Genomic DNA, 23,851 nt, shown 5'->3' with positions numbered 1-23,851 from the left:
AGCATCGTTATGTTAATTGTGTTGGCCGCATTAATCTATGTGTTAGTTAAGTTCAACTGATGTACGGGCCACTCTGGGTGGCCTTCGTCACATCCTCAGCCTGCCGTTGTTAAAATCTGCACTTATTCCTCTACCGTATTTAGCCATGGATATGCCGGGGGCTGCGCGGCGGTGGGCTGCATAATTCGCTGGTGCCCACGGATGGCGGTAGGTGCGAAGCCGAATCGTTTACGGAAGCGTTCGGCAAAACGAGAAGAACTCTCATAGCTCACATATTGTGCAATGGCGGAAATCGGCCAGTCTGTGGCCTGCAATAACAGCAGCGCGCGGCTCATACGTACGTCGATCATCAGGCTGCGCAAGGCGCTATTCTCCGCCGACAGTTTACGCCGCAGCACCACCTCGCTCATCATCAGATTTTCAGCCACTTCAGCGGCGGTCCAAATCCGTTGCGGATCGCTTGCCAGCAAGCGGCGCACCTGCTGGGTCAGATTATTGGCTTCCTGGTGAGTGAATCGGATCCCCAGGTGTGCCAGCCACAGTAGGATTTCGCACATTTTATGGCGGATAATCATCTGGGGAAAACGATCGTGCAGCGTCAGTGCTAGCGCCGCGGTTTCAAAACTGTGCAAAAACGGGCAGGGGAGTTTCGTCAGCGTAGTGACGCCGGTGAAAGGGATCGGCGGCGGCGCGATAGGCGCATTGGCTAGCGTATCAAACAGCAAGGGATCGCAAATCAGCAGTTGGCAGCTGAATATTCCGCTGTCTGAAAGGCTATTAATCACATCGGCGGTTAGCCCACCTTCTACGATCAACAGCTCCCCAGCGCGAGCTACCACCTCCCGCTGCCGCCACCGTATACGTGTTTGCCCTTGCTGGATCAAAAACAGATGCGTCTGCTCAAAATAGAGCGACGGAAGTCGCAGTTCAGTATGCTGAATGATGTGTGCTGAGGCACCGATCCCAGGACAAAAATTAATTAAGCGTTCCATCAATATTCATTTCATCGTTATTATCTACGAATATCTTTACGCTTTGCTGGGGGCTGGAGCAACATTTTTTCGCCTGTTGCCGATCACAACTCGGTAATTTACTTGTCAAGAATCAGTTTCCTGTTGAACAGAAAACGTCCGTGTCGGGATAAGTGTTATCCATTAAATCGGCAATAGTGCCAGCGGTTTGCATTTTCATGCATTACCTGCCATACGAATTATTCAAATCTCATGCGTTTATATTATGGTGCAACGGGATAATAATAGTGTTTTATCCTATTAATTACTTAGGACAGGCGGTTAAACATAAGATTTATCTTGATTGCGGCTCACCAAGCAGCAAAGCGCGGTCATGGAATTGACCGTAGGTGCTGTTGACCGCGCTCTGGCGGGTAGACTGCCCGATCAAAACCGTTAATTCGTTCATGCGTAGCTGCATCAGTCGCTTCACTTCGGTTTCGTTGTTGAGGATTTGCTGCAATTTACTGCGTAAAAAATCCTGCAAGGTCGAAGATGGTTCAGGGATACCCGCCAGTTGGGCGGTTTTTTCTACCGCCTGGACGTAGGTGATCTCCATTTCAATCAGCGCATCCCACTGGCCAGCCTGCGCCAGTGTGATCATCTGCTCGCTCAGGGTATGGATCTGTTGATAGGCCGATAGCAGTTGTTGGTGGTGTTCCATTATACGCCGTCCTGAACGGGTTGATAATTGGGGCCAATTTGGCGCCAGGCGTCGGCAATGTTCTCCAGCAGCCCGCTGACCTCGTCAAGGGCTGCGACATCATTGTGCAGGTTGGCCTGCATCAGACGGCGTTTCATATAGTCATATAAGGCGGCGAGATTATCGGCGATCTCCCCTCCCTGTTCATGATTGAGGCCATTTTTTAGCCCGTTATCAATGATATTAATTGCTTTTGAGATCGCCAGCCCCTTGCCGGCGATATTCCCCTGATTCATCAGGATGCGTGCACGAAGCAGGGCGCTGAGCGCCCCGTCGAATAGCATCACGATGAGCTGGTGCGGGCTGGCACCCATCACGCCACTTTCTACACTAACCTGGGCGTAAGCCTGGGTTCCGCTGCGGTTGTACATGCTATTTTACCTGGTTAACACGCCTATTTAGACGTGAACTGTTGGGTTAAATAATTACTGGTACCATTCAGTTTCGACATCATGGTATCCAACTGAACAAATTGCTGTTTGTAACGATCGATGGAGTTTTGAATGCTTTCGGTCACGCGGGTGATTTGGGTATTCAAACGGTCGAGGTTGGTGTTGATACTCTTGGTCGAGTTCTCAATCACGCCACCGGCCTTGATATAGTTTTGGATCTCATTGTGGATTTCCGTCGCCATACCGCTCTCCTTGCCATCACCAGCGAAGAAATTGGCCACCTGATCGGGTTTTTCATCGATCGCTTTTTTCAGCTTTTCGCTGTCCAATTCCAGTTTGCCGGTTTTGGTATTGGTAGTAATACCCAGGTTACCCAGGCCCTTCAGCTCTGGATTGTCCTGTGCGGCGCTGAGCGCGCTCTTGATTGAGGATTGGATGCCGCGCAGCGTGTTGTCGCCCAGCAGCGCCCCATTTTTGTTGTTCTGTGCTTCGCCACTCTTTACTGGGGTGTATTTGGTCAGGGAATTAAAGGTATCCAATAGCGAGTTATAGCTATCAACCCAAGCCTTGACCTTGTCCGAGGTGCCGCTTTTATCTGCGGTGATCACCAGGTTCTGCGGTTCGCCCGTTTTGGTGGTGGTTTTCAGATCCAGCGTCACCCCTTGCAGGGCGTCGGCGATCGAATTGGTACTGCGCTTGATGGTGGTGCCGTTAATGGTCAACTCGGCATCCTGGCCTTTGACCGTTTCCTTCATCGCGTTGCTGGTGCTGGTAGGATCATAATTTAAGATCGCTCCCAGTTTATCGTCATTATTAACCTGCACCTTGACCGTATTTTTTTCGCCGGTGGTGGAGGAACTGATGGCCAACTGATAGTCGTTGTCGCCCACGCGCATGATGGTGGCGTTCACCCCGGCTTTGGCGCCGTTAATCGCATCACGCATTTCCAGCAGTGAGGTTTGATCGTCACCTAGCGGGATTTTGACCTCTTTGGGCGGGTTGCCGGCGGTGATCGAAATCGAACGATCGCTGGCGCCGCTAGTGCCCAGCTTCTCCGCTTGATCTTTAATATCGGCCTTTGTCGTCAAGGTTTGCGGCTGCGCCAGGTGCAGCACCTCGACGCTATAGTTACCCGGGACCGATTTGGCGGTGGTAGTCACGTTAAACTGATCGTGAGTGGTGGCGGTAGTATTGTTAAAGAATTCTGGCTTGGCCAAATCCTTGCTCAGGTTATCAAATTTTTCCAGCGAGCTTTTCAACGTGCCGTAGGCAGTCAGCTTGGCGTTATAGCTGGTTTGCTGGGTAGTATAAGGTGTCAGACGTTGTTGTTCCGCCTTGGTCAGCTTGTCCAGCAAGCCGTTGAGGTCCAGCCCTGAGCCGATGCCTAATGAACTAATCGATGCCATTCGTGATTCTCCTATGGTCAATGACTTTTACGCTCTATGCGTTATCGGCTCAGTATTCAAAAAGTTTACGGATAAATAGAAAAAACGATGGCGCAGTAGAAGAGGGAAAAACAGCGTTATTCGCGCCATTGGCGAAAAGTGAAAAAAACGGAAAAAAAATCTAAAGGTTGCGGGGGGGGCGCCGATACCTGAGGAGACGGTGGTTGACGCCGTGGACCAACAAGGTCCGAACCCTTTAATTGTGAATGCGAACGTCGCAACTGATTCGTAAGGAAAGCAAATTATGGCACAAGTAATTAATACCAACAGCCTGTCGTTGATGGCGCAGAACAACCTGAACAAATCTCAGTCTTCTCTGGGGACCGCTATCGAGCGTCTGTCTTCCGGTCTGCGTATCAACAGCGCGAAGGATGATGCTGCGGGTCAGGCGATCTCTAACCGTTTCACCGCTAACATCAAGGGCCTGACTCAGGCTTCCCGTAACGCTAACGACGGTATCTCTCTGGCGCAGACCACTGAAGGCGCACTGAACGAAGTCAACGACAACCTGCAGAACATCCGTCGTCTGACCGTGCAGTCTCAAACCGGTTCTAACTCAGACAGCGATTTGAAATCCATCCAGGACGAAATCACCCAGCGTCTGAATGAGATCAACCGTATCTCTGAACAGACCGATTTCAACGGCGTAAAAGTGTTGAGTGGTAACCAAAAGTTGACTATCCAGGTTGGCGCTAACGATGGTGAAACCATCGATATCGATCTGAAAAATATCAACGCTGAAACTCTGGGTCTGGATAAATTCAGTGTTGCAACTGCGGTAAATGTCAGCAACGTTGGTGCTAAAGTCACCGATGTTGATACTACTGCCGCACCAACATTCGTTGATGCCGGTTCTACAGGTAATGACGGCAAACTGTATTCTTACGATAACGGCGGTACTACCGCATACTTCACCAAAAACCAAGCCGGTACAGAAGCTTACGCAGTAACTCTGGGGGCTGACGGTAAGGCATCCTACAACTCAGGTACTGATGCTACCGCTACGATTACTCAAGCTAAAATTGATTCTGCAGCAACAGTGGATAAGGTTCCTGCCAAAGTTAACGTTTCAGGATTGGCAGCAGGTGAAGAACTGCACAAATATACCGATGCCAAAGGTAACGCTGGTTATGTAATCCAGGGTAAAGATGCTGATGGCAAAGATACTTACACTAAAGCGACTTTAGGTACCAACGGTAAAGTCAGCAAAGGTGTAGAGCTGAGCACCACTGACGCGACTCAAGATCCACTGGCAACTCTGGACAAAGCTCTGTCACAAGTTGACGGCCTGCGTTCTTCTCTGGGTGCGGTACAGAACCGTTTCGATTCTGTTATCAACAACCTGAACAGCACCGTTAACAACCTGTCTGCTTCCCAGTCTCGTATTCAAGATGCAGACTACGCGACCGAAGTATCTAACATGAGCCGTGCCAACATTCTGCAACAGGCTGGCACCTCTGTTCTGGCCCAGGCTAACCAGTCTACCCAGAACGTACTGACCCTGCTGCGTTAATCGACTCTCTCCGATTAGCCTTGTCATCCAAACCCTGCTTCGGCAGGGTTTTTTGTCTTTGGCTGCCGTCAGAGTTTTTACATGGCACAAATAAAGCCCGTTTTGTACGGCTGTTCAGACGATTGGTATTGCGCCTGCTACGGATAATAGCCATGACTCCGTTATCCGCAGGTTAGACATAGTGAGCGATCTGTATACCGCCGAAGGCGTCATGGACAAAAATTCTCTCTGGCTACGCTACGTACCGTTAGTGCGCCACGAGGCGTTACGCCTGCAGGTTAGGCTGCCCGCCAGCGTGGAACTGGACGATCTGCTGCAAGCAGGGGGAATAGGGCTGTTAAACGCGGTTGAGCGTTACGATGCCCTGCAAGGAACTGCCTTCACGACCTATGCCGTGCAGCGTATTCGCGGAGCAATGCTCGACGAGTTGCGTAGCCGCGACTGGGTGCCGCGCAGCGTACGCCGCAACGCTCGGGAAGTGGCGCGCATGATGCAGCAGTTGGAACAGCGGCTTGGCCGCCCGGCCAGCGAAATGGAGGTGGCACAGGGGTTGGATGTCTCGCTGGACGAGTATCGCCAGATCCTGCTGGACACCAATAATAGCCAGCTATTTTCTTACGACGAATGGCAGGAAGAGCATGGCGACAGCGCCGAACCGGTGCTGGAAGGTCATGAAGCTGCCAATCCGCTGCATCAACTGTTGGAAGGCAATCTGCGCCAGCGGGTGATCGATGCCATCGAGGCGCTGCCGGAACGCGAAAAACTGGTGCTGACGTTGTATTACCAGGAGGAGTTGAATCTGAAGGAAATTGGCGCAGTGCTTGATGTGGGTGAGTCGCGAGTCAGCCAGTTGCATAGCCAGGCAATTAAACGCCTGCGGGCACGTCTGGCCCAGGACAACTGAACCCCAAAGCCTGCCTCCCTAACCAACCTGATTACTGCCGCAATAAATGGACTGCAAAAGATGCCAGGAAAACAGTTGAAGAAACGGCCACTCAGCCGCTACCTGAAAGATTATAAACACAGCCAAACCCATTGCTCCCAGTGCGAGAAGGTGCTTGACCGCATGGCACTGGTGTTCCGTGGCAAGATCATCAATAAGGAAGCCATCGCCCGGATGGATCAACCGATTGACGATCTGGTCTGGCAAAACGTGCAAAGCGAGTTGACCGCGCTATGCCGGTTTTGTAGTGAAATCTCCTGTAATAGTCACCCCAGCTACTTCGACATCATGGCGTTTAAACAATATCTGTTTGAACAGACCGAGATGAACCACAGCACCATCCGCGAATATGTCGTACGCCTGCGGCGCCTGGATGAAATGCTGGTGGCACACAACTATCCTGCCGATCAGTTTGCCAGCGCGTTCAACCATCAGCGTATTATTGACGATCTGCCACCGGCGGCGAACGATAACTACCGTATCGCGCTGCGTAAATACGACCAATACCTGGCCTGGCAAAAAAGTTACTGAGACTGCGGACCCTTCTCCGCCAACTCACAATGTAGGGGCGCTGCATGCTGCGCCCGTTCAACTCCGTATTAATTAACTCGACTCGGCCAGCCGGGTTACCCTGCAGCCACCCCCACGAATAAAGAGTGATTATTCAGAGCACATCTGATAAATCTATCACTCAAACACCGTTATTTTATTCCCTGGGGGAAGTTGTGGATCTGCAACAGCAACTGGCGCAATTCCCGCGCCTGGATTTGGTTGGCTCTGCCACGCCGCTCGAAAAGTTATCCCGCCTTTCAGACTACCTTGGCCGCGAAATTTACATCAAACGTGACGATGTCACGCCGATGGCAATGGGTGGTAACAAGCTGAGAAAACTGGAGTTTTTAGCCGCCGATGCAGTACGCCAAGGGGCCGATACCCTGGTTACCGCCGGTGCCATTCAATCCAACCACGTTCGCCAGACCGCCGCCGTGGCGGCCAAGCTCGGCCTGCATTGCGTTGCGCTGTTGGAAAACCCCATTGATACCAAAGCGGAAAACTACCTCAGTAACGGTAATCGTCTGCTGCTCGATCTGTTCAATGTTGAAGTGGTGATGTGTGATGCCTTGCACGATCCGCAGATGCAACTGGCCGATCTGGCCACACGTTTGGAAGCCCAGGGTTTCCGTCCTTATGTCATCCCCGTAGGGGGTTCCAATGCGCTCGGCTCATTGGGCTATGTGCAGTGTGCGCTGGAAATTGCTGCGCAAAGCCATGGCGTCACCTTCAGTTCGATCGTAGTGGCATCCGGCAGTGCCGGGACTCACGCCGGCCTGGCGGTGGGGCTACAGCAACTGCTGCCGGAGAGCGAACTGATTGGCGTGACCGTTTCCCGCAAGGTGATCGATCAGTTACCGAAGGTTGAACAACTGCAAAAAGCGGTCGCCTGTTCGCTGGATATTGACGAGCTGGCCCCCATAACCCTGTGGGATGACTATTTTGCCCCGCAGTACGGTATGCCGAATGACGAAGGTATGGCGGCGGTGAAGCTGCTGGCGCAGCAGGAAGGTGTACTGCTGGACCCGGTCTATACTGGTAAAGCGATGGCGGGGTTGATTGATGGCATCAGCCAGAAACGTTTTCGCGATGAAGGTCCGATCCTGTTTGTGCACACCGGTGGGGCACCGGCGCTGTTCGCCTATCATCCACAGGTCTGATGCCGAGCACAGTTGTTATTCCATTTAGAACTATAGTTATTAGGTTATATTCCTTTATGAAGTGTTTATGACTGTTAAAGTCATGAAATCAAAAAGATAAACAACAGATGGGGTGTCTATGGTCTTTTCAAAATTTCGTCGTCAACTGCTGCTGGGTGTGATGGCCGTGGCGCTGACCACCGGCTTGAACGTCAAAACCTACGCGGCCGATAACCTGCTCAATCAGGTCAAGCAGCGCGGCACGCTGATCGTTGGGCTGGAAGGCACCTATCCGCCGTTCAGCTTCCAGGGTGAGGACGGCAAACTGACTGGCTTTGAGGTGGATTTCGCTAATGCACTGGCGGAACATCTGGGGGTGAAGGCCAAGCTCAACCCAACCAAATGGGATGGCATGTTAGCCTCGCTGGAGTCCAAGCGTATCGACGTGGTGATTAACCAGGTCACCATCTCCGATGAGCGTAAGAAAAAGTACGATTTCTCTACCCCGTACACCGTTTCCGGTATCCAGGCGCTGGTGAAGAAAGGCAATGAAGGCATTATTACCAAGGCCGACGATCTGAAGGGCAAGAAGGTCGGCGTGGGTCTGGGCACCAACTACGAACAGTGGCTGCGTGAAAACGTGCAGGGTGTTGATGTGCGTACCTACGACGATGACCCAACCAAATATCAGGATCTGCGCGTAGGCCGCATCGATGCCATTTTGGTCGACCGTCTGGCGGCGTTGGATCTGGTAAAGAAAACCGGTGATACGTTGGCCGTCGCTGGCCCGGCATTCTCTCGTCAGGAAGCTGGCGTAGCAGTGCGTAAAAACAATCCGGAACTGCTGGCCGCTATCGATCAGGCGATTGCCGAAATGCAGAAAGACGGGACGTTGGCGAAGATCTCTGAAAAATGGTTTGGCGCGGACGTAACTCAATAATGCAAGAGAGTATCCAACTGGCGCTGGATTCAGCGCCATTTTTATTACGGGGTGCGCTGTTAACCCTCCAGCTTAGTCTGGGGGGCATGGCGCTCGGTTTGATCCTCGGGTTTTTGCTGGCGCTGATGCGCCTTTCGCCGTTATGGCCGATCTCCTGGCTGTCACGCATCTACGTTTCCCTGTTTCGCGGTACGCCGCTGATCGCCCAGCTGTTTATGATCTATTACGGCTTACCGCAGTTTGGTATCGAGCTGGATCCGTTCCCTGCGGCATTAATCGGCCTTTCATTAAACACCGCCGCCTATACGTCGGAAACGCTGCGTGCGGCGATTTCCTCAATCGATAAAGGGCAATGGGAAGCGGCGGCCAGTATCGGCATGACGCCTTGGCAGACCCTGCGCCGGGTGATCCTGCCGCAGGCGGCTCGCACCGCGCTGCCTCCGCTGGGCAACAGCTTTATCGGGTTGGTCAAGGATACCTCGCTGGCGGCGACTATTCAGGTGCCGGAGCTGTTCCGTCAGGCGCAGCTGATCACCTCACGTACGCTGGAAGTGTTCGCCATGTATCTGGCGGCATCGCTGATCTACTGGGTGATGGCCACCTTGCTTTCCGCGTTGCAGAACCGTCTGGAAGCGCACGTTAACCGTCAGGATCAGGAGTAGCCGATGAGCGCCATCGAAGTCAGACAGTTGGTTAAAAAGTTCAAAGGGCAGACCGTATTGCACGGTATCGATCTTGAGGTGAACGCGGGAGAAGTGGTGGCGATTATCGGGCCGAGTGGTTCCGGTAAGACGACCTTGTTACGCAGCATCAACCTGCTGGAGGTGCCGGATTCTGGCACTATCCGTGTCGGTGACATCTTGATCGACAGCGCTCGCCCGCTGAGCAAACAAAAAAATCAGGTACGGGCCCTGCGCCAGCAGGTGGGCTTTGTGTTTCAGAGCTTCAACCTGTTTCCCCACCGTTCGGTGCTGGAAAACATCATCGAAGGACCGGTGATCGTTAAAGGAGAGGCCAAGGCCAGCGCTGAAAAGCTGGCGCGTGTCCTGTTGGCAAAAGTGGGGCTGAGCGGTAAAGAGCAGGCTTACCCTAAACGTTTGTCTGGCGGTCAGCAGCAGCGCGTAGCCATTGCCAGGGCGTTAGCGATGCAGCCCGAGGTCATTTTGTTTGATGAACCGACCTCTGCGCTGGATCCTGAACTGGTTGGTGAAGTGCTCAATACCATTCGCGCTTTGGCAGAAGAGAAACGCACCATGGTGATCGTCACCCACGAAATGAGCTTTGCCCGTGACGTGGCCGATCGCGCCATTTTTATGGATCATGGCCGCATTGTTGAGCAGGGGCCAGCGAAGGCGTTGTTCGCCAACCCGCAGCATCAGCGCACCAAGCAGTTTCTAGATAAGTTTCTCAATCAGTGATCTTGTCAGGGGGCTATGCCCCCTTAACCTCGTTATCCTGCCTTTAACAACTCATTACGCGCTGCGGCGGCGAGAAATGCGCTGCGGCTGCCATAGCCCGGATGCTGCTGCACCAGCGCATCAATGCGGTTGAGCAGCCTGTGGGGCAACGTGATATTGATGCGTTCTGCCCGGCCATCGAACTTGTCCATATTGATATCCACCAGCAGCCACTGCCCGCCGTTGAGGGCGTCGTTGCCCTGAGCCAGATGGAAGGACACTGTTTGTGGGCGTGGAATGGCCTGATTCTCTTCGCTCAATAATTCAAAGTGGGCATCCAGAGCGCTTTTGGCATCCTGGAAGGTTTGATCGAGACTGTCTCCGGCAAAGTAGCAGCCTGGCACATCGGGAAAGAAGCCGCTGGCGCTGCCATCCGGCTCGGCATGTATATAAGCGGGATAAAACATAGCGTTACCTCGTCATTGCGAAATGGTCTAGGAATTAAGCAGCCCTGCATCCTTCATGATTTGCCGCAGCGTTCCCAATTTCACCTCCTTATTGGGATGAGGCACGGTGATCACCAACGATGAGTTAGGGTGTTTGAATTGATGGTGGCTGCCTTTGATCCGTTGTAAAACCCAACCATGGCTTTCGAGTCGTTTAATCAGTTCTGAACTTTTCACCTGTTCATTCCTTATAATACACACCATACACATTTATTGGCAAGGAGATGAATACGGTATCGGCTGACTTTTATGCAGGCAATAAAAAACCCCGCGTCAATGCGGGGTTTGCGAAGAGGCTCGCAATTGGGGCTTTCTGCTAGGGCTCTTTGGATGTTCGTGGTGCTACTGGCTACTCAACAGAATCTATTAGTGAAAGGCAGAAGAGAATTCGCAGACCACTTCCTTAACGCTGCTAATCTTGCCAATGCCGCCAGCGGCGCCAGATACCGTGATCACCCCATAGTGGTGGTCTCCGTCTAACATACCTGTCTTGATGATGCCCACTTCGCTCTCGCCGCGTCCCGCGCGGATACTCTCGGTGGCGATGACGCGAATATCTCCCGCCGGAGTATTAATTTCGACCAACTCCTCAGACTGAACGTCGACAATCGCTTGCTTGGTATTGAGGCTGGCAGGGGATTCAAACGTGGTGATAAAGCGTGTACCAACATAGATCCCGGCAGCTCCCATTGCCATGGCCGCCTTTGCGGTTTTCAGGTTATAGATACCTCCGGCGGCAATCACCGGGATTTTGACCACATCGGTGACCTGGGGCAGCAGAACCAGGGTGCTGATACGGTGTTCACTCAGGTGTCCTCCAGCCTCATGGCCGGTGACAATGATCGCATCCACCCCGATATTTTCCGCCATGATGGAGTTCTCAACCGTCGGTGAGATTTCGCGGTGAATAACGATAACTCCAGCCTCTTTCAGCCTGCGGATGTATGCTTCACCTTTGGTAATATCCTTACCGCTGGTTATGACGATGTTAATTTTTTCCTGCAGGATGACCTCCAGTAACGGCTCGGCGTATTTAAAACTGATATCGACTCCTTCGATGGGCAGGAGGTAATTAACGGCAAAGGGTTTATCCGTTAAGCTTCTGGTTTTCCTTATTTCCTGGCGGAAAGCCTCTACGGTCGCAACTATTCCGCCATTGGCAACCTGGCGTCCGGCATTCGGGCCTAATACTCCCAGTCCCCCAGCGTTAGAGACCGCAGCGGCCAGTTCGGCAGAGTTCAGCCACACCATGGAGGCTTGAATAACCGGTGTTTCGATAGCTAATAAACTCTGTAATTTCATGATTCCATTCCTTAGTAAAGTTTTGCGTAGGACGATCCTTACAGGTTATGTAACGATCGTTATTTAATTACCATACGCGCAGAGTGGTGATGATGCAATCATATTTTGTAATGATCGTTATTTTAAATGGCGCCATGGTATAAACTGGGGCAATATTTTATAGTGATCGTTACATAAATGGTGTCACCAAGGCCCTGGAGCCCTATACATGAGAAAGGATCTACCGGAGCGGCCTGCACGTGGCAGGCCTAAAAAACTCGATCGCGACGATGTGTTGGAAAAGGCTATGGGGTTGTTCTGGCGCTTTGGTTATGAACCCACGTCGATGTCTCAACTGATTGAGGAAACAGGAACCAAACCTTCTTCGCTATACGCTGAGTTTGGTAGCAAGGAAGGCTTATTTTGTGCGGCGGTGGATAAGTATCTGGCCACTTACGGTCAAGCCAGAGATGTGATCCTTGAACAGGACGATCTCCCTTTGCCACAGGTGATTGAGCAGTTGCTGCGTACTTGCGTTGATTGGTTTACCGACACAGAGACTCCCGCCGGCTGCTTTATGGTTGTTGCCACTTTTGGGATGTCTGCTGAGGATGAGGCGTTATTTAACCAGCTTAGCCAGCCAAGAAATTCCGCAGAGAAAAAAATTGTCGAGTGCCTGGAGCTGCGCGTTCGCCAGGGAGAACTGCCGGAAAACACCAACTGTGCTCTGTTGGGTAAGTACATTGCCAATGTCATCCAGGGCATGTCTGTGCAAGCCCGCAATGGAGCAACCCGAGAAGAGCTCTCTGGTTTGGTGGATATCTTTATGGATCAATGGCAAGCGATATCTGCATTCTGACGGCTTTTGAACTGCCATACCTCAGACAATAAAAAACCCCGCATTGCTGCGGGGTTGGTGGTGTCACTCGAATTTGGCGATTAACCGATCGTCATCAGGCTGGCATTACCCCCGGCGGCGGCGGTGTTGACGCTTAATGAGCGTTCGATCAACAGGCGTTCCAGCAGGATGTTGGTTTCACCGCGGGCGAAACCTTGCACCGAGACAATAGCACCGCTGCGTTGTGCGATTTGCTCACACAGAGTGCGCAGTTGATCGGCGTCGCCGTGATAGATGGCCGCATCAAACTCGACTTTATCCTGCGCCCAATCCTTGGTGAAACCGATCCGTGCCTGAACGGCGGCTGGCAGGCTGCGATACAGCGTGCGCTGTAATTCCGCTTCCAGCCACAGCGCCTGGCTGCCAACCGCCAACACGGCTGCCAACTGGTTCAGCGCATCGGCGTTGTTATCCGCCAGGCACAGCACACGTTCACGTGGCAGCAGGGCGTAAGTGTTGCGTTCCCCAGTTGGGCCTGGCAGCGGGCGAACGGTACCACCCTGGCCCAGTTCGGCGTATTGTTGCGCCAGGACTGCCAACTCGCGATGGTTCTCCGCCACGGCCCATTGTTCCAAGGCCTGATGCGGTACAAGCAGCGTAGGGCGTACGGTAGCCTCCAGAGGACGCTCGTTATCCTGGCGATTCAGAGTGCGCTGCACGGCATCCTGTGGACGGCTGGCCAGCAGGCGGTACAGATAGAGTGGCCCACCGGCTTTCGGCCCGGTGCCAGATAATCCCTCGCCGCCAAACGGCTGCACGCCTACCACTGCACCCACCATATTGCGGTTAACATACAGGTTACCGACCTTGGCATGATCGGTGACTCTAGCGATGGTTTCATCGATACGCGTATGGATACCCAGCGTCAGACCATAGCCTGAAGCATTGATCTGATCGACCAATGCGCCCAGATTGGCACGCTGGAAGCGAACTACGTGCAGCACCGGGCCAAAGATCTCTTTTTGCAGCTCGTCAAAGCTTTCCAGTTCGATCAGCGTTGGCTTCACAAAGGTGCCGCGAGCCCACTCTTTCTCATCATCTCCCAGGCTTTTTGCCGCCTGATAAACCTTGCGGCCTTTGGCTCGCATGGCTTGGATATGACGTTCAATGCCGGTTTTGGCTTCGGCGTCGATCACCGGGCCAATGTCCGTAGACAGGCGTTCTGGATTACCCATCCGGCATTCGGCCATCGCCCCGCGCAGCATTTTCAGGGTGTGTTCTGCCACGTCTTCTTGCACGCACAGGATGCGCAGGGCAGAGCAACGCTGTCCGGCACTGTCGAAGGCGGAGGCCACGACATCGGTCACCACCTGTTCGGTCAGAGCAGAAGAGTCGACGATCATCGCGTTTAAACCACCGGTTTCGGCAATCAACGGGGTTGGGCGGCCTTGAGGATCCAGACGGCCTGCGATATTGCGTTGCAGAATGCCCGCAACGTCAGTAGAGCCGGTGAACATCACGCCGCGTACGCGGGCATCATTGACCAAGAGGGAACCGACGGTTTCACCCTGGCCAGGCAACAGCTGCAGGACGCCCTGAGGAATACCAGCCTCCAGCAGAATACGCACCGCCTGGGCGGCGACCAACGGCGTCTGTTCTGCCGGTTTTGCCAGCACGCTGTTACCCGCGGCAAGGGCGGCGGCAACCTGGCCGGTGAAGATGGCCAGCGGGAAGTTCCACGGGCTGATACAGACTACCGGACCTAACGGGCGATGGCTGTCGTTGGCGAAGTCGTCACGCACTTGGCCAGCGTAGTAATGCAGAAAATCAACGGCTTCACGGACTTCTGAGATAGCGTTATTGAAGGTTTTACCCGCCTCGCGCACCAGGATCCCCAGCAGGCTTTGCAGCTGGCTTTCCATCAGCTCTGCCGCGCGTTCTAAAATGGCGGCACGTTCGGAAGGTGGGGTGGCAAACCAGATCGGCCCAGCCGCGGCAGCGGAGTCTAATGCCCGGCTGACTTCACCTTCGGTGGCCTCACGCACATAGCCGACAATATCACCCGGTTCGGCTGGGTTGATCACCGGTTGTTCAACGCCTTGATCCAACGGAGCATCGATCATTGGCTCGGCACGCCATTGTTGGCTTGCGCTGGTGAGCAGGGCGCTGGACAGCGAAGCCAGCCGCTGTTCGTTGGCGAGATCCAGACCGCTAGAGTTAACGCGTTTTTCACCATATAGCTCACGCGGCAATGGAATGCGCGGATGTGGTAAACCTATGCGGCCTTCGCTAGCCGCCATGGCCTCGACCGCGCTGACCGGATCGGCAACCAGCTCGTCGAGCGGCAGGGTGGCATCGGCGATACGGTTAACGAACGAGGTATTGGCACCATTCTCCAACAGACGGCGTACCAGATAGGCCAGCAGCGTTTCGTGCGTGCCGACTGGCGCATAAATACGGCAAGGGCGGTTCAGCTTGCCGTCGGCCACTTTGCCTACCACCTGTTCGTACAGCGGTTCGCCCATACCGTGCAGGCACTGGAATTCGTATTGGCCCGGATAGTAGTTATTGCCTGCCAGATGATAGATGGCGCTCAGCGTGTGGGCGTTGTGGGTAGCAAACTGCGGATAAATCAGGTTCGGTACCGCCAGCAGCTTGCGGGCGCAGGCCAGATAGGAAACGTCGGTATACACTTTGCGGGTATACACCGGGTAGCCTTCCAGGCCATCCATCTGGGCGCGCTTGATTTCGCTGTCCCAGTAAGCGCCTTTAACCAGGCGGATCATCAGGCGACGGCGGCTGCGGCTGGCCATGTCGATCACCGCATCAATGGCAAACGGACAGCGTTTCTGGTAAGCCTGAATAACAAAGCCGATGCCGTTCCAACCGGCCAACTGCGGCTCAAAGCACAGCTTTTCCAGCAGATCGAGGGAGATCTCCAGCCGATCGGCCTCTTCGGCGTCGATATTGATGCCGATATCGTATTGGCGTGCCTGCAACGTCAACGACAGCAAACGTGGATACAACTCTTCCATCACGCGATCGTACTGGGCGCGGCTGTAACGTGGGTGCAGCGCTGAAAGTTTGATCGAGATGCCGGGGCCTTCATAGATGCCACGGCCATTGGAGGCTTTGCCGATAGCGTGGATTGCTTGCTGATAGGAAACCAGATAGGCCTGCGCATCGGCTTCAGTCAGTGCGGCTTCACCCAGCATGTCGTAGGAGTAGCGGAAACCTTTGTCTTCCAGCTTACGGGCATTGGCCAGCGCTTCGGCGATGGTTTCACCAGTCACAAACTGTTCGCCCATCAGGCGCATTGCCATATCGACCCCTTTACGGATCAACGGCTCGCCGCGTTTACCGATGATGCGGTTCAGTGCGCTGGAGAGATTGGCTTCATTATGGGTAGACACCAGCTTGCCGGTAAACAGCAGGCCCCAGGTTGCGGCGTTGACGAACAGCGAAGGGCTGCGGCCAAGGTGGGAGTGCCAGTTGCCGTTGCTGATTTTGTCGCGGATTAACGCATCGCGCGTTGGCTTGTCTGGAATACGCAGCAGCGCTTCGGCCAGGCACATCAGAGCCACCCCTTCCTGAGAAGAGAGCGAGAACTCCTGCAGCAACCCTTGCACCATACCGGCACGGCCGTTGGCACTCTTCTGGTTACGCAGCTTTTCGGCAATGCCATAGGCCAGTTTATGGGTGGCCTGTGCCAGATCGGCGGGTAAGCGCGCCTGTTCAAGCAGCATTGGTACCGCTTCAGTTTCCGGGCGGCGGTAGGCGGCGGTGATAGCCGCACGAGTGACGGACTGCGGCAGGATCTGTTCGGCAAACTCGAGGAAGGGTTGATGGGACTCTTCAGGCACCTGCGGCGCGATATCATCCGCTTCTGTTTGACCGGCAACGGCAAGTGCTGGAATTTCTGGCAGATCGGAACCGCTCTCCAGACGTTCAAGATAATTGAAAATAGCCTGCTTGATTAACCAGTGTGGCGTGCGGTCAATTCGTTGTGCCGCGCTCTTGATGCGATCGCGGGTTGCTTCATCGAGCTTCACGCCCATTGTGGTAGTGCCCATGCCAATCCAGCTCCTGTATTTGGACCCCTCATAACCGGCTAGATTAGGGGCGATCCGTAGCGTAATTAGGTTGTTGATGCCGACAATATCCTGCATGTTGCAACTTTGTGCAACCTTGTTAAATGCACTCCATAACGAAGTGTGACTCCAATCGATTTTTTAACATCTTGAGTGCTACGGATTACGTGCACAGAAGTGGGATTGTGGTGTGAATCTAGGTTATTTCCCTGTATTAATCAGGGTTAAGTAAGAGGTGCAACTCATTTCGGCTATGGCGAGTGCAACCTTAACAGCGAATAAATGTGACCTGGCGTGAGTTTCGTGTGACTTTTTTGTTAAATCTCTTGTTGGTTGTTGACTGCCTCAACTAGGATAGCCAGCGTTCAGACCATGATGGGTATAAACGCTGTTTATCCGCCACCATCGCAATGCGCCCCGTTCCGGCGCGTGGCGGGTGAAATTACTGACATAAAAATACCCGATAACTTTCAAGAGGCTGCTAACATACGGTGGCTTGAAAGGGAGAAGGGAATAAGAAATGGAGAGTTTGAAATAATGAACACACCTATGCTGGTGACCTTCGTGGTCTACATTCTTGGGATGGTGGTGATCGGCCTGCTGGCCTATCGGGCGACCAACAACTTTGACGATTACATTCTGGGTGGCCGCAGTCTGGGCAGCGTGGTGACCGCGCTCTCTGCTGGGGCATCCGATATGAGCGGCTGGCTGCTCATGGGCCTGCCGGGCGCGATTTTCCTTTCCGGTATTTCGGAGAGCTGGATCGCCATCGGGCTGACCATTGGTGCCTACCTGAACTGGAAGCTGGTGGCAGGGCGGTTACGCGTCCATACCGAAGCCAACAACAACGCCTTGACGCTGCCGGACTACTTCACCAGCCGTTTTGAGGACAACAGTAAACTGCTGCGGGTGATTTCCGCCATCGTGATCCTGGTGTTCTTCACCATCTATTGTGCTTCCGGCATTGTGGCCGGTGCGCGTCTGTTTGAAAGCACCTTCGGTATGACCTACGCCACCGCGCTGTGGGCCGGGGCAGCCGCCACCATCCTATATACCTTTATCGGCGGGTTCCTGGCGGTCAGTTGGACCGATACCGTGCAGGCCAGCCTGATGATTTTTGCGCTGATCCTCACGCCGGTCATCGTCATCTTCGCCGTGGGCGGCATCGACAGTTCGATGCTGGTGATCGCGGCTAAAAACCCGGCCAATCTGGATATGATGAAAGGGCTGAATCTGGTGGCGATCCTGTCGTTGCTGGGCTGGGGCCTGGGCTACTTTGGTCAGCCGCATATTCTGGCGCGCTTTATGGCTGCGGATTCCCACCGCACCATCCGTAGCGCTCGCCGCATCAGTATGATCTGGATGATCCTCTGCCTGGCGGGGACCATTGCGGTTGGCTTCTTCGGCATCGCTTACTTTGCCAATAACCCGGATCAAGCGGGCAATGTGACGCAAAACGGCGAGCGGGTGTTTATCGAACTGGCCATGCTGCTGTTTAACCCATGGATTGCCGGGATCCTGCTGTCGGCTATTCTGGCGGCGGTAATGAGCACCCTGAGCTGTCAACTGCTGGTTTGTTCCAGTGCGATCACCGAAGACCTGTACAAAGCCTTCTTGCGCAAAGAGGCCAGCCAGCGTGAGCTGGTGTGGGTAGGGCGTGCGATGGTACTGGTAGTGGCGCTGGTGGCGATTGCCCTGGCGGCTAACCCGGAGAACCGCGTGCTGGGTCTGGTAAGCTATGCCTGGGCCGGCTTTGGTGCCGCATTTGGCCCGGTGGTGCTGATCTCGGTGATGTGGTCGCGCATGACCCGTAACGGCGCGCTGGCCGGTATGCTGGTGGGGGCGATCACTGTGATCGTCTGGAAGCAGTTCGCCTGGCTGGGTCTGTATGAAATCATTCCTGGTTTTGTGTTTGGTTGTATCGCCATCGTGGTGGTCAGCCTGATGGGGCGCCAGCCTTCGGCAACCATCACCAAACGTTTTGATATGGCAGAGGCCGAGTTCAAAACGGTCTAAATCCGTCTTAATCTCTCCCCGGTAATCGGGGAGAGATCCGCTTTCCCCATCACTCCTCTCACCAAGCTGTAACAACTAGCGACATTTGATTAATAAAAATCACACTTCCGCCTCTTGTTTTTCTTTTCAGTAGAATGATAATCACTATCGTTCTGGTTTACTTTTCTTTACATTGCCGCAGTCTGGTCGACCCAGCGCCCGCGGCTGACTACAAACGCCTTTTCAGGGGTTAATATTCTATGTTTGTTCCTTTCCTTATCATGTTCCGTGAGGGGTTGGAGGCTGCGCTGATCGTCAGTTTGATCGCCAGCTATCTGAAGCGGACTCAACGCGGTCAATGGCTTGGTGTGGTATGGATTGGAGTGATCGTCGCCGTTGCTCTGTGCCTGGCGTTAGGTATCTTCATCAATGAAACCACCGGCGAGTTTCCACAAAAACAGCAAGAGCTGTTCGAAGGGCTGGTAGCGGTAGTGGCGGTGTGCATCCTGACCTATATGGTGTTCTGGATGCGCAAGGTTTCCCGCTCGGTGAAGGTGCATCTTGAAGGGGCGATTGATAACGCTCTCAACTCGGGTAAAAGACAAGGATGGGCATTGGTGGCGATGGTGTTTTTTGCCGTTGCCCGTGAAGGACTGGAGTCGGTGTTCTTTCTGTTGGCCGCGTTTCAGCAGGATGTGGGCATTGCCGCGCCAATCGGTGCGATGCTCGGCCTGGCGTGCGCCATCGTAGTGGGCATGCTGATCTATTGGGGCGGTATCAAATTGCACCTGGCCAAGTTCTTCAAATGGACCAGCCTGTTTATTCTGTTCGTGGCTGCGGGCCTGGCTGCCGGGGCGATCCGTGCCTTCCACGAGGCCGGATTGTGGAACCACTTCCAGGATATCGCGTTCGACCTCAGCAACCAGCTATCCACGCATTCACTGCTGGGCACCCTGTTAGAGGGAATGTTCGGCTATCAGGAAGCGCCATCGGTTAGCGAAGTGGCGGTCTATTTCCTGTATCTGATCCCTGCTCTGATTTTCTTTTTCCTGCCGCAGCGTACGGAGTCCTCAACGATCCCGGCGCAACGCAAGACACATCACTAATTTACTAGGGAATTCCGTATGTCTACTCCGTTATTTCGCCGCAAGGCATTGCATGCCGCATTACTGGCCGTTCCTGCTTTCGCGCTGAGCCTCAACGCGCTGGCGGCGGATATCCCTCAAGTTAAGGTGACCGTAAACGACAAACAGTGTGAGCCGATGCAGTTGACCCTGCCCGCCGGTAAAACCCAGTTTGTGGTGCATAACACTAGCCAGAAGAACCTGGAGTGGGAAATCCTCAAAGGCGTGATGGTGGTGGAAGAGCGTGAAAATATTGCGCCAGGTTTCACCCAGAAAATGACGGCAAACCTCGAACCGGGCGAATACGACATGACCTGTGGGCTGTTGAGCAACCCGAAAGGCAAGCTTGTCGTCACGGCTGCGGGTGCGGTAGCTGATGGCAAACTGAATGTGATGGATTTGGTTGGCCCGATTGCCGAATATAAAGTCTATGTCACCAAGGAAGTTGAAGGGCTGGTCAAGCAGACCAAGCTGTTCACCGATGCGATCAAAGCCGGTGATGTGGCCCAGGCCCGCAAGCTTTATGCGCCAACCCGTCAGCACTACGAGCGTATTGAACCGATTGCCGAGCTGTTCTCCGATCTGGACGGCAGCATCGACGCCCGTGAAGACGACTATGAGAAAAAAGCCGAAGATCCGAAATTCACCGGCTTCCACCGTCTGGAGAAAGCGCTGTTTGCCGATAACACCACCAAGGGCATGAATGAGTATGCCGATGGTCTGTATAAAGACACGCTGGAGTTGCAAAAACGCATTGGTGAACTGACCTTCCCGCCAAGCAAAGTGGTGGGCGGTGCTGCTGGCCTGATTGAAGAAGTGGCGGCCAGCAAGATCAGCGGTGAAGAGGATCGCTACAGCCGTACCGACCTGTGGGATTTCCAGGCCAACGTCGATGGCGCCCAGAAGATTGTGAACCTGTTGCGTCCGCTGTTGGAAAAGGCCAACCAGCCACTGCTGGCGAAGATCGACGCCAACTTTAAAACCGTCGATACCATCCTGGCTAAATACAAGACCGCAGAGGGTTATGAGTCTTACGAGAAGCTGACCACCGCGGATCGTAATGCGATGAAAGGGCCGATCACTACGCTGGCAGAAGACCTGTCACAGCTGCGTGGCGTGCTGGGTCTGGATTAAGGCTGAGCATGATGAACAACAAGACCGGCCCGCAAAACGGGCCGTTTCCTCAAGATGAGCAGGCCGCTTCGCCTTCGCGCAGGCGGTTGTTGCAGGGTTTGGGCATGATGGGCGGTGCTCTGGCGTTGGCGGGGCCATCCCTGGCGCGGGCTGCAGAAGAGCCGCTGGCTACCTCGCAGGACGAACGCTGGCAAAAACAACCGTTCTACGGCCAGCACCAAGCCGGTATTTTGACGCCGCAGCAATCGGCCATGATGCTGGTGGCTTTCGACGTGTTGGCGACCAACAAACAGGATCTTGAACGGCTATTTCGTCTGTTGACTAACCGTATCGCGTTCCTCACCAGCGGCGGTAAGGCACCGGAGGTCGATCCCAAGCTGCCACCGTTGGATTCGGGCATCATGGGGCCGGAAATTTACCCTGATAACCTGACCATCACCGTTTCCGTTGGCACTTCGCTGTTTGATGAGCGCTTTGGCTTACAGGCGCAGAAACCGCTGCACCTGCAAACCATGACGCGTTTCCCCAACGATTCACTCGATGCTGCCCTGTGTCATGGTGACTTGTTGCTGCAAATCTGTGCCAATACCAATGAAACGGTGATCCACGCGCTGCGCGATATCATCAAGCATTCGCCAGACTTGCTCAGCGTGCGCTGGAAGCGGGAAGGTTTTATCTCGGCACACTCGGCCCGCAGCCGGGGCAAAGAGACGCCAATTAACCTGCTGGGCTTCAAAGACGGCACCGCCAACCCAAAAACCAGCGATAAGCCGTTAATGGATCAGGTGGTATGGGTCGGTGATAAAGCGGGAGAACCTGCGTGGGCCGTTGGCGGTAGCTATCAGGCTGCGCGTATCATTCGTTTCCACGTCGAATTTTGGGATCGGACGCCGTTGCAGGAGCAGCAAACCATCTTTGGCCGCGAAAAGCACAGTGGTGCGCCGTTGGGGATGAAGCACGAGCATGATGAACCGGACTATGCCAAAGACCCGGAAGGTAAGCTGATCCGTATGGATGCCCATATTCGGTTGGCCAACCCGCGTACGCCACAAACCCAGAGCAACCTGATGCTGCGCCGTGGTTACAGCTATTCGCTGGGCGTTTCCAATTCGGGTCAGTTGGAAATGGGGTTGCTGTTTGTCTGTTACCAGGCAGACTTGGAACAGGGTTTCCTGACGGTGCAGAAACGATTGAACGGTGAAGCGCTGGAGGAATACGTCAAGCCTATCGGCGGCGGCTATTTCTTTGTGTTACCGGGCGTCAAGACGAATGGCGATTATTTGGCCAGCAGTTTGTTGCAAGCTTGAGACGCTAAAGTTGTTAGTTGGACAGAGAAGCGCAGCGCAAAGGCTGCGCTTTTTTATGTGCTCAATTTTTAATCCGGCAACCTAAATGTCATTCGCCGGAATTAATATCAATGCGTTGATATTTAACAATAAAATAATTTAATGCCAAGGCGGTTATGCTTTGATATAGTGGTGTTGCAGCGGGTTAAAACAAAAAATATTAAATTTTTTTACATTTTAGCAACGCAGCGCGGTTGAATGTCATTATACTGTAATCATCTGGCGGTAGTTTTCACACGGTGCACAGCTCAATGCTGTAAATATCACTGCGGGGATCGCTAATGGTAAAGTCCTTGGTTGGGCTACAAACAGCAAATAACATACCTTCACTGATTTCTCGTTGTAACGAGGGCGCTCTCTACGACTCTCAATTTCTGACCGACTCTTGGCTTTCCTTTCGCATTAATCCGGCTGACACACACTCCTGTTTTGTACCAATCTCGTTGTTCTGTGAAAAAGAGCCGCGCCTTTTGGCGGCTAGGTGTTCACGTCATTCTATGGCTTTAAAGGGGGCCACAACCTGATACGTGTGTAACATAATCGCTCGGCGTTTGCTGCCCTGCGGTAGGTGAAACAAACTGTAAGGTGCCACTATGGGAAGACAGAAAGCAGTGATCAAAGCACGTCGTGAAGCCAAACGCGTCATTCGTCGTGACGCACGTAGTCATCGCCAGCGTGAAGAAGAAAGCGTGACCTCGCTGGTACAAATGGGTGGTGTGGAATCTATCGGTATGGCTCGTGACAGCCGGGATACTTCTACCATCGAGGCTAGAACCGAAGCTCAAGGTCATTACTTATCAGCCATAGAAAACAAGCTGTTGATATTTGCCACTGGTGAGGCTGGTTGCGGTAAAACCTTCATCAGTGCAGCCAAGGCAGCTGAAGCCCTGATACATAAAGAGGTGGATCGGATTATCGTCACTCGTCCGGTTCTGCAGGCGGATGAAGATCTCGGCTTTTTGCCGGGGGATATCTCTGAGAAGTTCGCCCCTTATTTCCGGCCGGTGTATGACATTCTGCTACGCCGTTTAGGATCGTCGTTCTTGCAATACTGCCTGCGCCCGGAAATTGGCAAGGTAGAGATCGCGCCTTTCGCCTATATGCGCGGGCGTACCTTCGAAAATGCGGTAGTCATCCTGGACGAGGCCCAGAACGTGACGGCCAGCCAGATGAAGATGTTTTTGACCCGCCTGGGCGAGAACGTCACGGTGATCGTGAACGGTGATATTACCCAGTGCGATTTGCCACGCGGCGTGAAATCCGGCCTTAGCGACGCGCTGGAGCGCTTCGAAGAGGACGAGATGGTCGGCATCATTCGTTTCGACAAACAGGACTGTGTGCGCTCTGCCTTGTGCCAACGCACGCTTAATGCTTACGATTAATTTGTCTGAAAGCTTGCAAAAGGCCACTTCGGTGGCCTTTTTTATGCCATGAATGACGTGGAATATATTGTAAAACAATGAGTTAAGTTGCACCGTAGGTGCCTGTAAGCCCTTAAAAAC

General features: G+C 53.6%; 21 protein-coding genes. 13 read left to right on the top strand and 8 right to left on the bottom strand.

Translation table 11 applies throughout. The features are described 5' to 3' along the window. Positions 1 to 122 precede the first annotated feature (122 nt). From IMQ33_RS12075 to fliD, 4 genes are all read right to left on the bottom strand, one after another. Positions 123 to 992 carry a helix-turn-helix transcriptional regulator gene (locus tag IMQ33_RS12075; RefSeq protein WP_196061875.1) on the bottom strand — a complete coding sequence of 290 codons (870 nt, stop codon included), beginning with the start codon at positions 990 to 992 and terminating at the stop codon, positions 123 to 125. A gap of 313 nt (positions 993 to 1,305) precedes the next feature. Further along, positions 1,306 to 1,674 (bottom strand): flagella biosynthesis regulatory protein FliT, encoded by a 369-nt coding sequence (gene fliT / locus IMQ33_RS12070; protein ID WP_196061874.1) that lies wholly within the window; start codon positions 1,672 to 1,674, stop codon positions 1,306 to 1,308. After that, positions 1,674 to 2,084: a flagellar export chaperone FliS gene (gene fliS / locus IMQ33_RS12065; protein ID WP_024528884.1), complete on the bottom strand. Its 411-nt coding sequence runs from the start codon at positions 2,082 to 2,084 to the stop codon at positions 1,674 to 1,676. The genes fliT and fliS overlap by 1 nt, the downstream gene beginning before the upstream one ends. A 23-nt stretch (positions 2,085 to 2,107) precedes the next feature. Then, a complete protein-coding gene (fliD, locus tag IMQ33_RS12060) occupies positions 2,108 to 3,511 on the bottom strand; it encodes a flagellar filament capping protein FliD (protein WP_196061873.1) in 1,404 nt (467 codons plus the stop codon). Between the two features lie 283 nt (positions 3,512 to 3,794). Between fliD and IMQ33_RS12055 the strand changes: the two genes are divergently transcribed. From IMQ33_RS12055 to tcyN, 7 genes are all read left to right on the top strand, one after another. Next, positions 3,795 to 5,063, top strand: a complete 1,269-nt coding sequence (locus IMQ33_RS12055; protein WP_196061872.1) for a FliC/FljB family flagellin — start codon at positions 3,795 to 3,797, stop codon at positions 5,061 to 5,063. A gap of 181 nt (positions 5,064 to 5,244) precedes the next feature. Next, positions 5,245 to 5,967 carry an RNA polymerase sigma factor FliA gene (locus IMQ33_RS12050; RefSeq protein ID WP_021180968.1) on the top strand — a complete coding sequence of 241 codons (723 nt, stop codon included), beginning with the start codon at positions 5,245 to 5,247 and terminating at the stop codon, positions 5,965 to 5,967. A gap of 60 nt (positions 5,968 to 6,027) precedes the next feature. Then, entirely contained in the window at positions 6,028 to 6,537 is a 510-nt protein-coding gene (gene fliZ, locus IMQ33_RS12045; RefSeq protein WP_024486813.1) for a flagella biosynthesis regulatory protein FliZ, read from the top strand. 194 nt (positions 6,538 to 6,731) lie between these two features. Beyond that, a complete protein-coding gene (locus tag IMQ33_RS12040; RefSeq protein ID WP_196061871.1) occupies positions 6,732 to 7,718 on the top strand; it encodes a D-cysteine desulfhydrase in 987 nt (328 codons plus the stop codon). 118 nt (positions 7,719 to 7,836) lie between these two features. Next, entirely contained in the window at positions 7,837 to 8,637 is an 801-nt protein-coding gene (gene tcyJ, locus IMQ33_RS12035; protein WP_196061870.1) for a cystine ABC transporter substrate-binding protein, read from the top strand. After that, positions 8,637 to 9,299, top strand: coding sequence for a cystine ABC transporter permease (tcyL, locus tag IMQ33_RS12030; protein WP_021180972.1), 663 nt, complete (start codon positions 8,637 to 8,639; stop codon positions 9,297 to 9,299). Before tcyJ ends, tcyL begins: the two co-directional genes overlap by 1 nt. Positions 9,300 to 9,302: 3 nt before the next feature. Continuing rightward, positions 9,303 to 10,055, top strand: a complete 753-nt coding sequence (gene tcyN / locus IMQ33_RS12025; RefSeq protein ID WP_021805696.1) for an L-cystine ABC transporter ATP-binding protein TcyN — start codon at positions 9,303 to 9,305, stop codon at positions 10,053 to 10,055. 32 nt (positions 10,056 to 10,087) lie between these two features. Here tcyN and IMQ33_RS12020 read toward each other — a convergent pair whose 3' ends face one another. From IMQ33_RS12020 to IMQ33_RS12010, 3 genes are all read right to left on the bottom strand, one after another. Beyond that, a complete protein-coding gene (locus IMQ33_RS12020; RefSeq protein WP_024485643.1) occupies positions 10,088 to 10,501 on the bottom strand; it encodes a type II toxin-antitoxin system HicB family antitoxin in 414 nt (137 codons plus the stop codon). Positions 10,502 to 10,528: 27 nt separating this feature from the next. Further along, the gene (locus IMQ33_RS12015) at positions 10,529 to 10,717 is read right to left on the bottom strand and encodes a type II toxin-antitoxin system HicA family toxin (protein WP_196061869.1); all 189 of its coding nucleotides are present in this window, start codon (positions 10,715 to 10,717) and stop codon (positions 10,529 to 10,531) included. A gap of 189 nt (positions 10,718 to 10,906) precedes the next feature. Beyond that, the gene (locus tag IMQ33_RS12010) at positions 10,907 to 11,842 is read right to left on the bottom strand and encodes a nitronate monooxygenase family protein (RefSeq protein WP_161713595.1); all 936 of its coding nucleotides are present in this window, start codon (positions 11,840 to 11,842) and stop codon (positions 10,907 to 10,909) included. Between the two features lie 208 nt (positions 11,843 to 12,050). On the opposite strand from IMQ33_RS12010, the gene IMQ33_RS12005 reads away from it, so the two are divergent. After that, complete coding sequence (locus IMQ33_RS12005; protein WP_196061868.1) at positions 12,051 to 12,680, top strand: TetR/AcrR family transcriptional regulator; 630 nt, start codon at positions 12,051 to 12,053, stop codon at positions 12,678 to 12,680. Positions 12,681 to 12,760: 80 nt separating this feature from the next. Here the strand turns inward: IMQ33_RS12005 and putA are convergent, their stop codons facing one another. Next, a complete protein-coding gene (gene putA / locus IMQ33_RS12000) occupies positions 12,761 to 16,732 on the bottom strand; it encodes a trifunctional transcriptional regulator/proline dehydrogenase/L-glutamate gamma-semialdehyde dehydrogenase (protein WP_196061867.1) in 3,972 nt (1,323 codons plus the stop codon). Positions 16,733 to 17,287: 555 nt separating this feature from the next. Between putA and putP the strand changes: the two genes are divergently transcribed. The 5 genes from putP (at position 17,288) to phoH (ending at position 23,731) form a co-directional block, all read left to right on the top strand. Continuing rightward, positions 17,288 to 18,766, top strand: a complete 1,479-nt coding sequence (gene putP / locus IMQ33_RS11995) for a sodium/proline symporter PutP (protein ID WP_099049939.1) — start codon at positions 17,288 to 17,290, stop codon at positions 18,764 to 18,766. 239 nt (positions 18,767 to 19,005) lie between these two features. Next, on the top strand, positions 19,006 to 19,851 hold the full coding sequence (efeU, locus tag IMQ33_RS11990) for an iron uptake transporter permease EfeU (RefSeq protein WP_024485638.1): 846 nt from the start codon (positions 19,006 to 19,008) through the stop codon (positions 19,849 to 19,851). Positions 19,852 to 19,869: 18 nt separating this feature from the next. Beyond that, positions 19,870 to 21,003 carry an iron uptake system protein EfeO gene (efeO, locus tag IMQ33_RS11985; RefSeq protein WP_196061866.1) on the top strand — a complete coding sequence of 378 codons (1,134 nt, stop codon included), beginning with the start codon at positions 19,870 to 19,872 and terminating at the stop codon, positions 21,001 to 21,003. Between the two features lie 11 nt (positions 21,004 to 21,014). Further along, positions 21,015 to 22,310, top strand: coding sequence for an iron uptake transporter deferrochelatase/peroxidase subunit (efeB, locus tag IMQ33_RS11980; protein ID WP_196061927.1), 1,296 nt, complete (start codon positions 21,015 to 21,017; stop codon positions 22,308 to 22,310). Between the two features lie 632 nt (positions 22,311 to 22,942). Then, positions 22,943 to 23,731 (top strand): phosphate starvation-inducible protein PhoH, encoded by a 789-nt coding sequence (gene phoH / locus IMQ33_RS11975; protein WP_021180979.1) that lies wholly within the window; start codon positions 22,943 to 22,945, stop codon positions 23,729 to 23,731. Positions 23,732 to 23,851 lie beyond the last annotated feature (120 nt).

This window comes from Serratia sp. Res13-Sevr-LER1-36-b (assembly GCF_015673035.1).
GTDB classification, from domain to species: domain Bacteria; phylum Pseudomonadota; class Gammaproteobacteria; order Enterobacterales; family Enterobacteriaceae; genus Chania; species Chania fonticola_C.
Note: the sequence above shows the minus strand (reverse complement) of the source record. Positions and strands in the feature narration are given on the sequence as shown.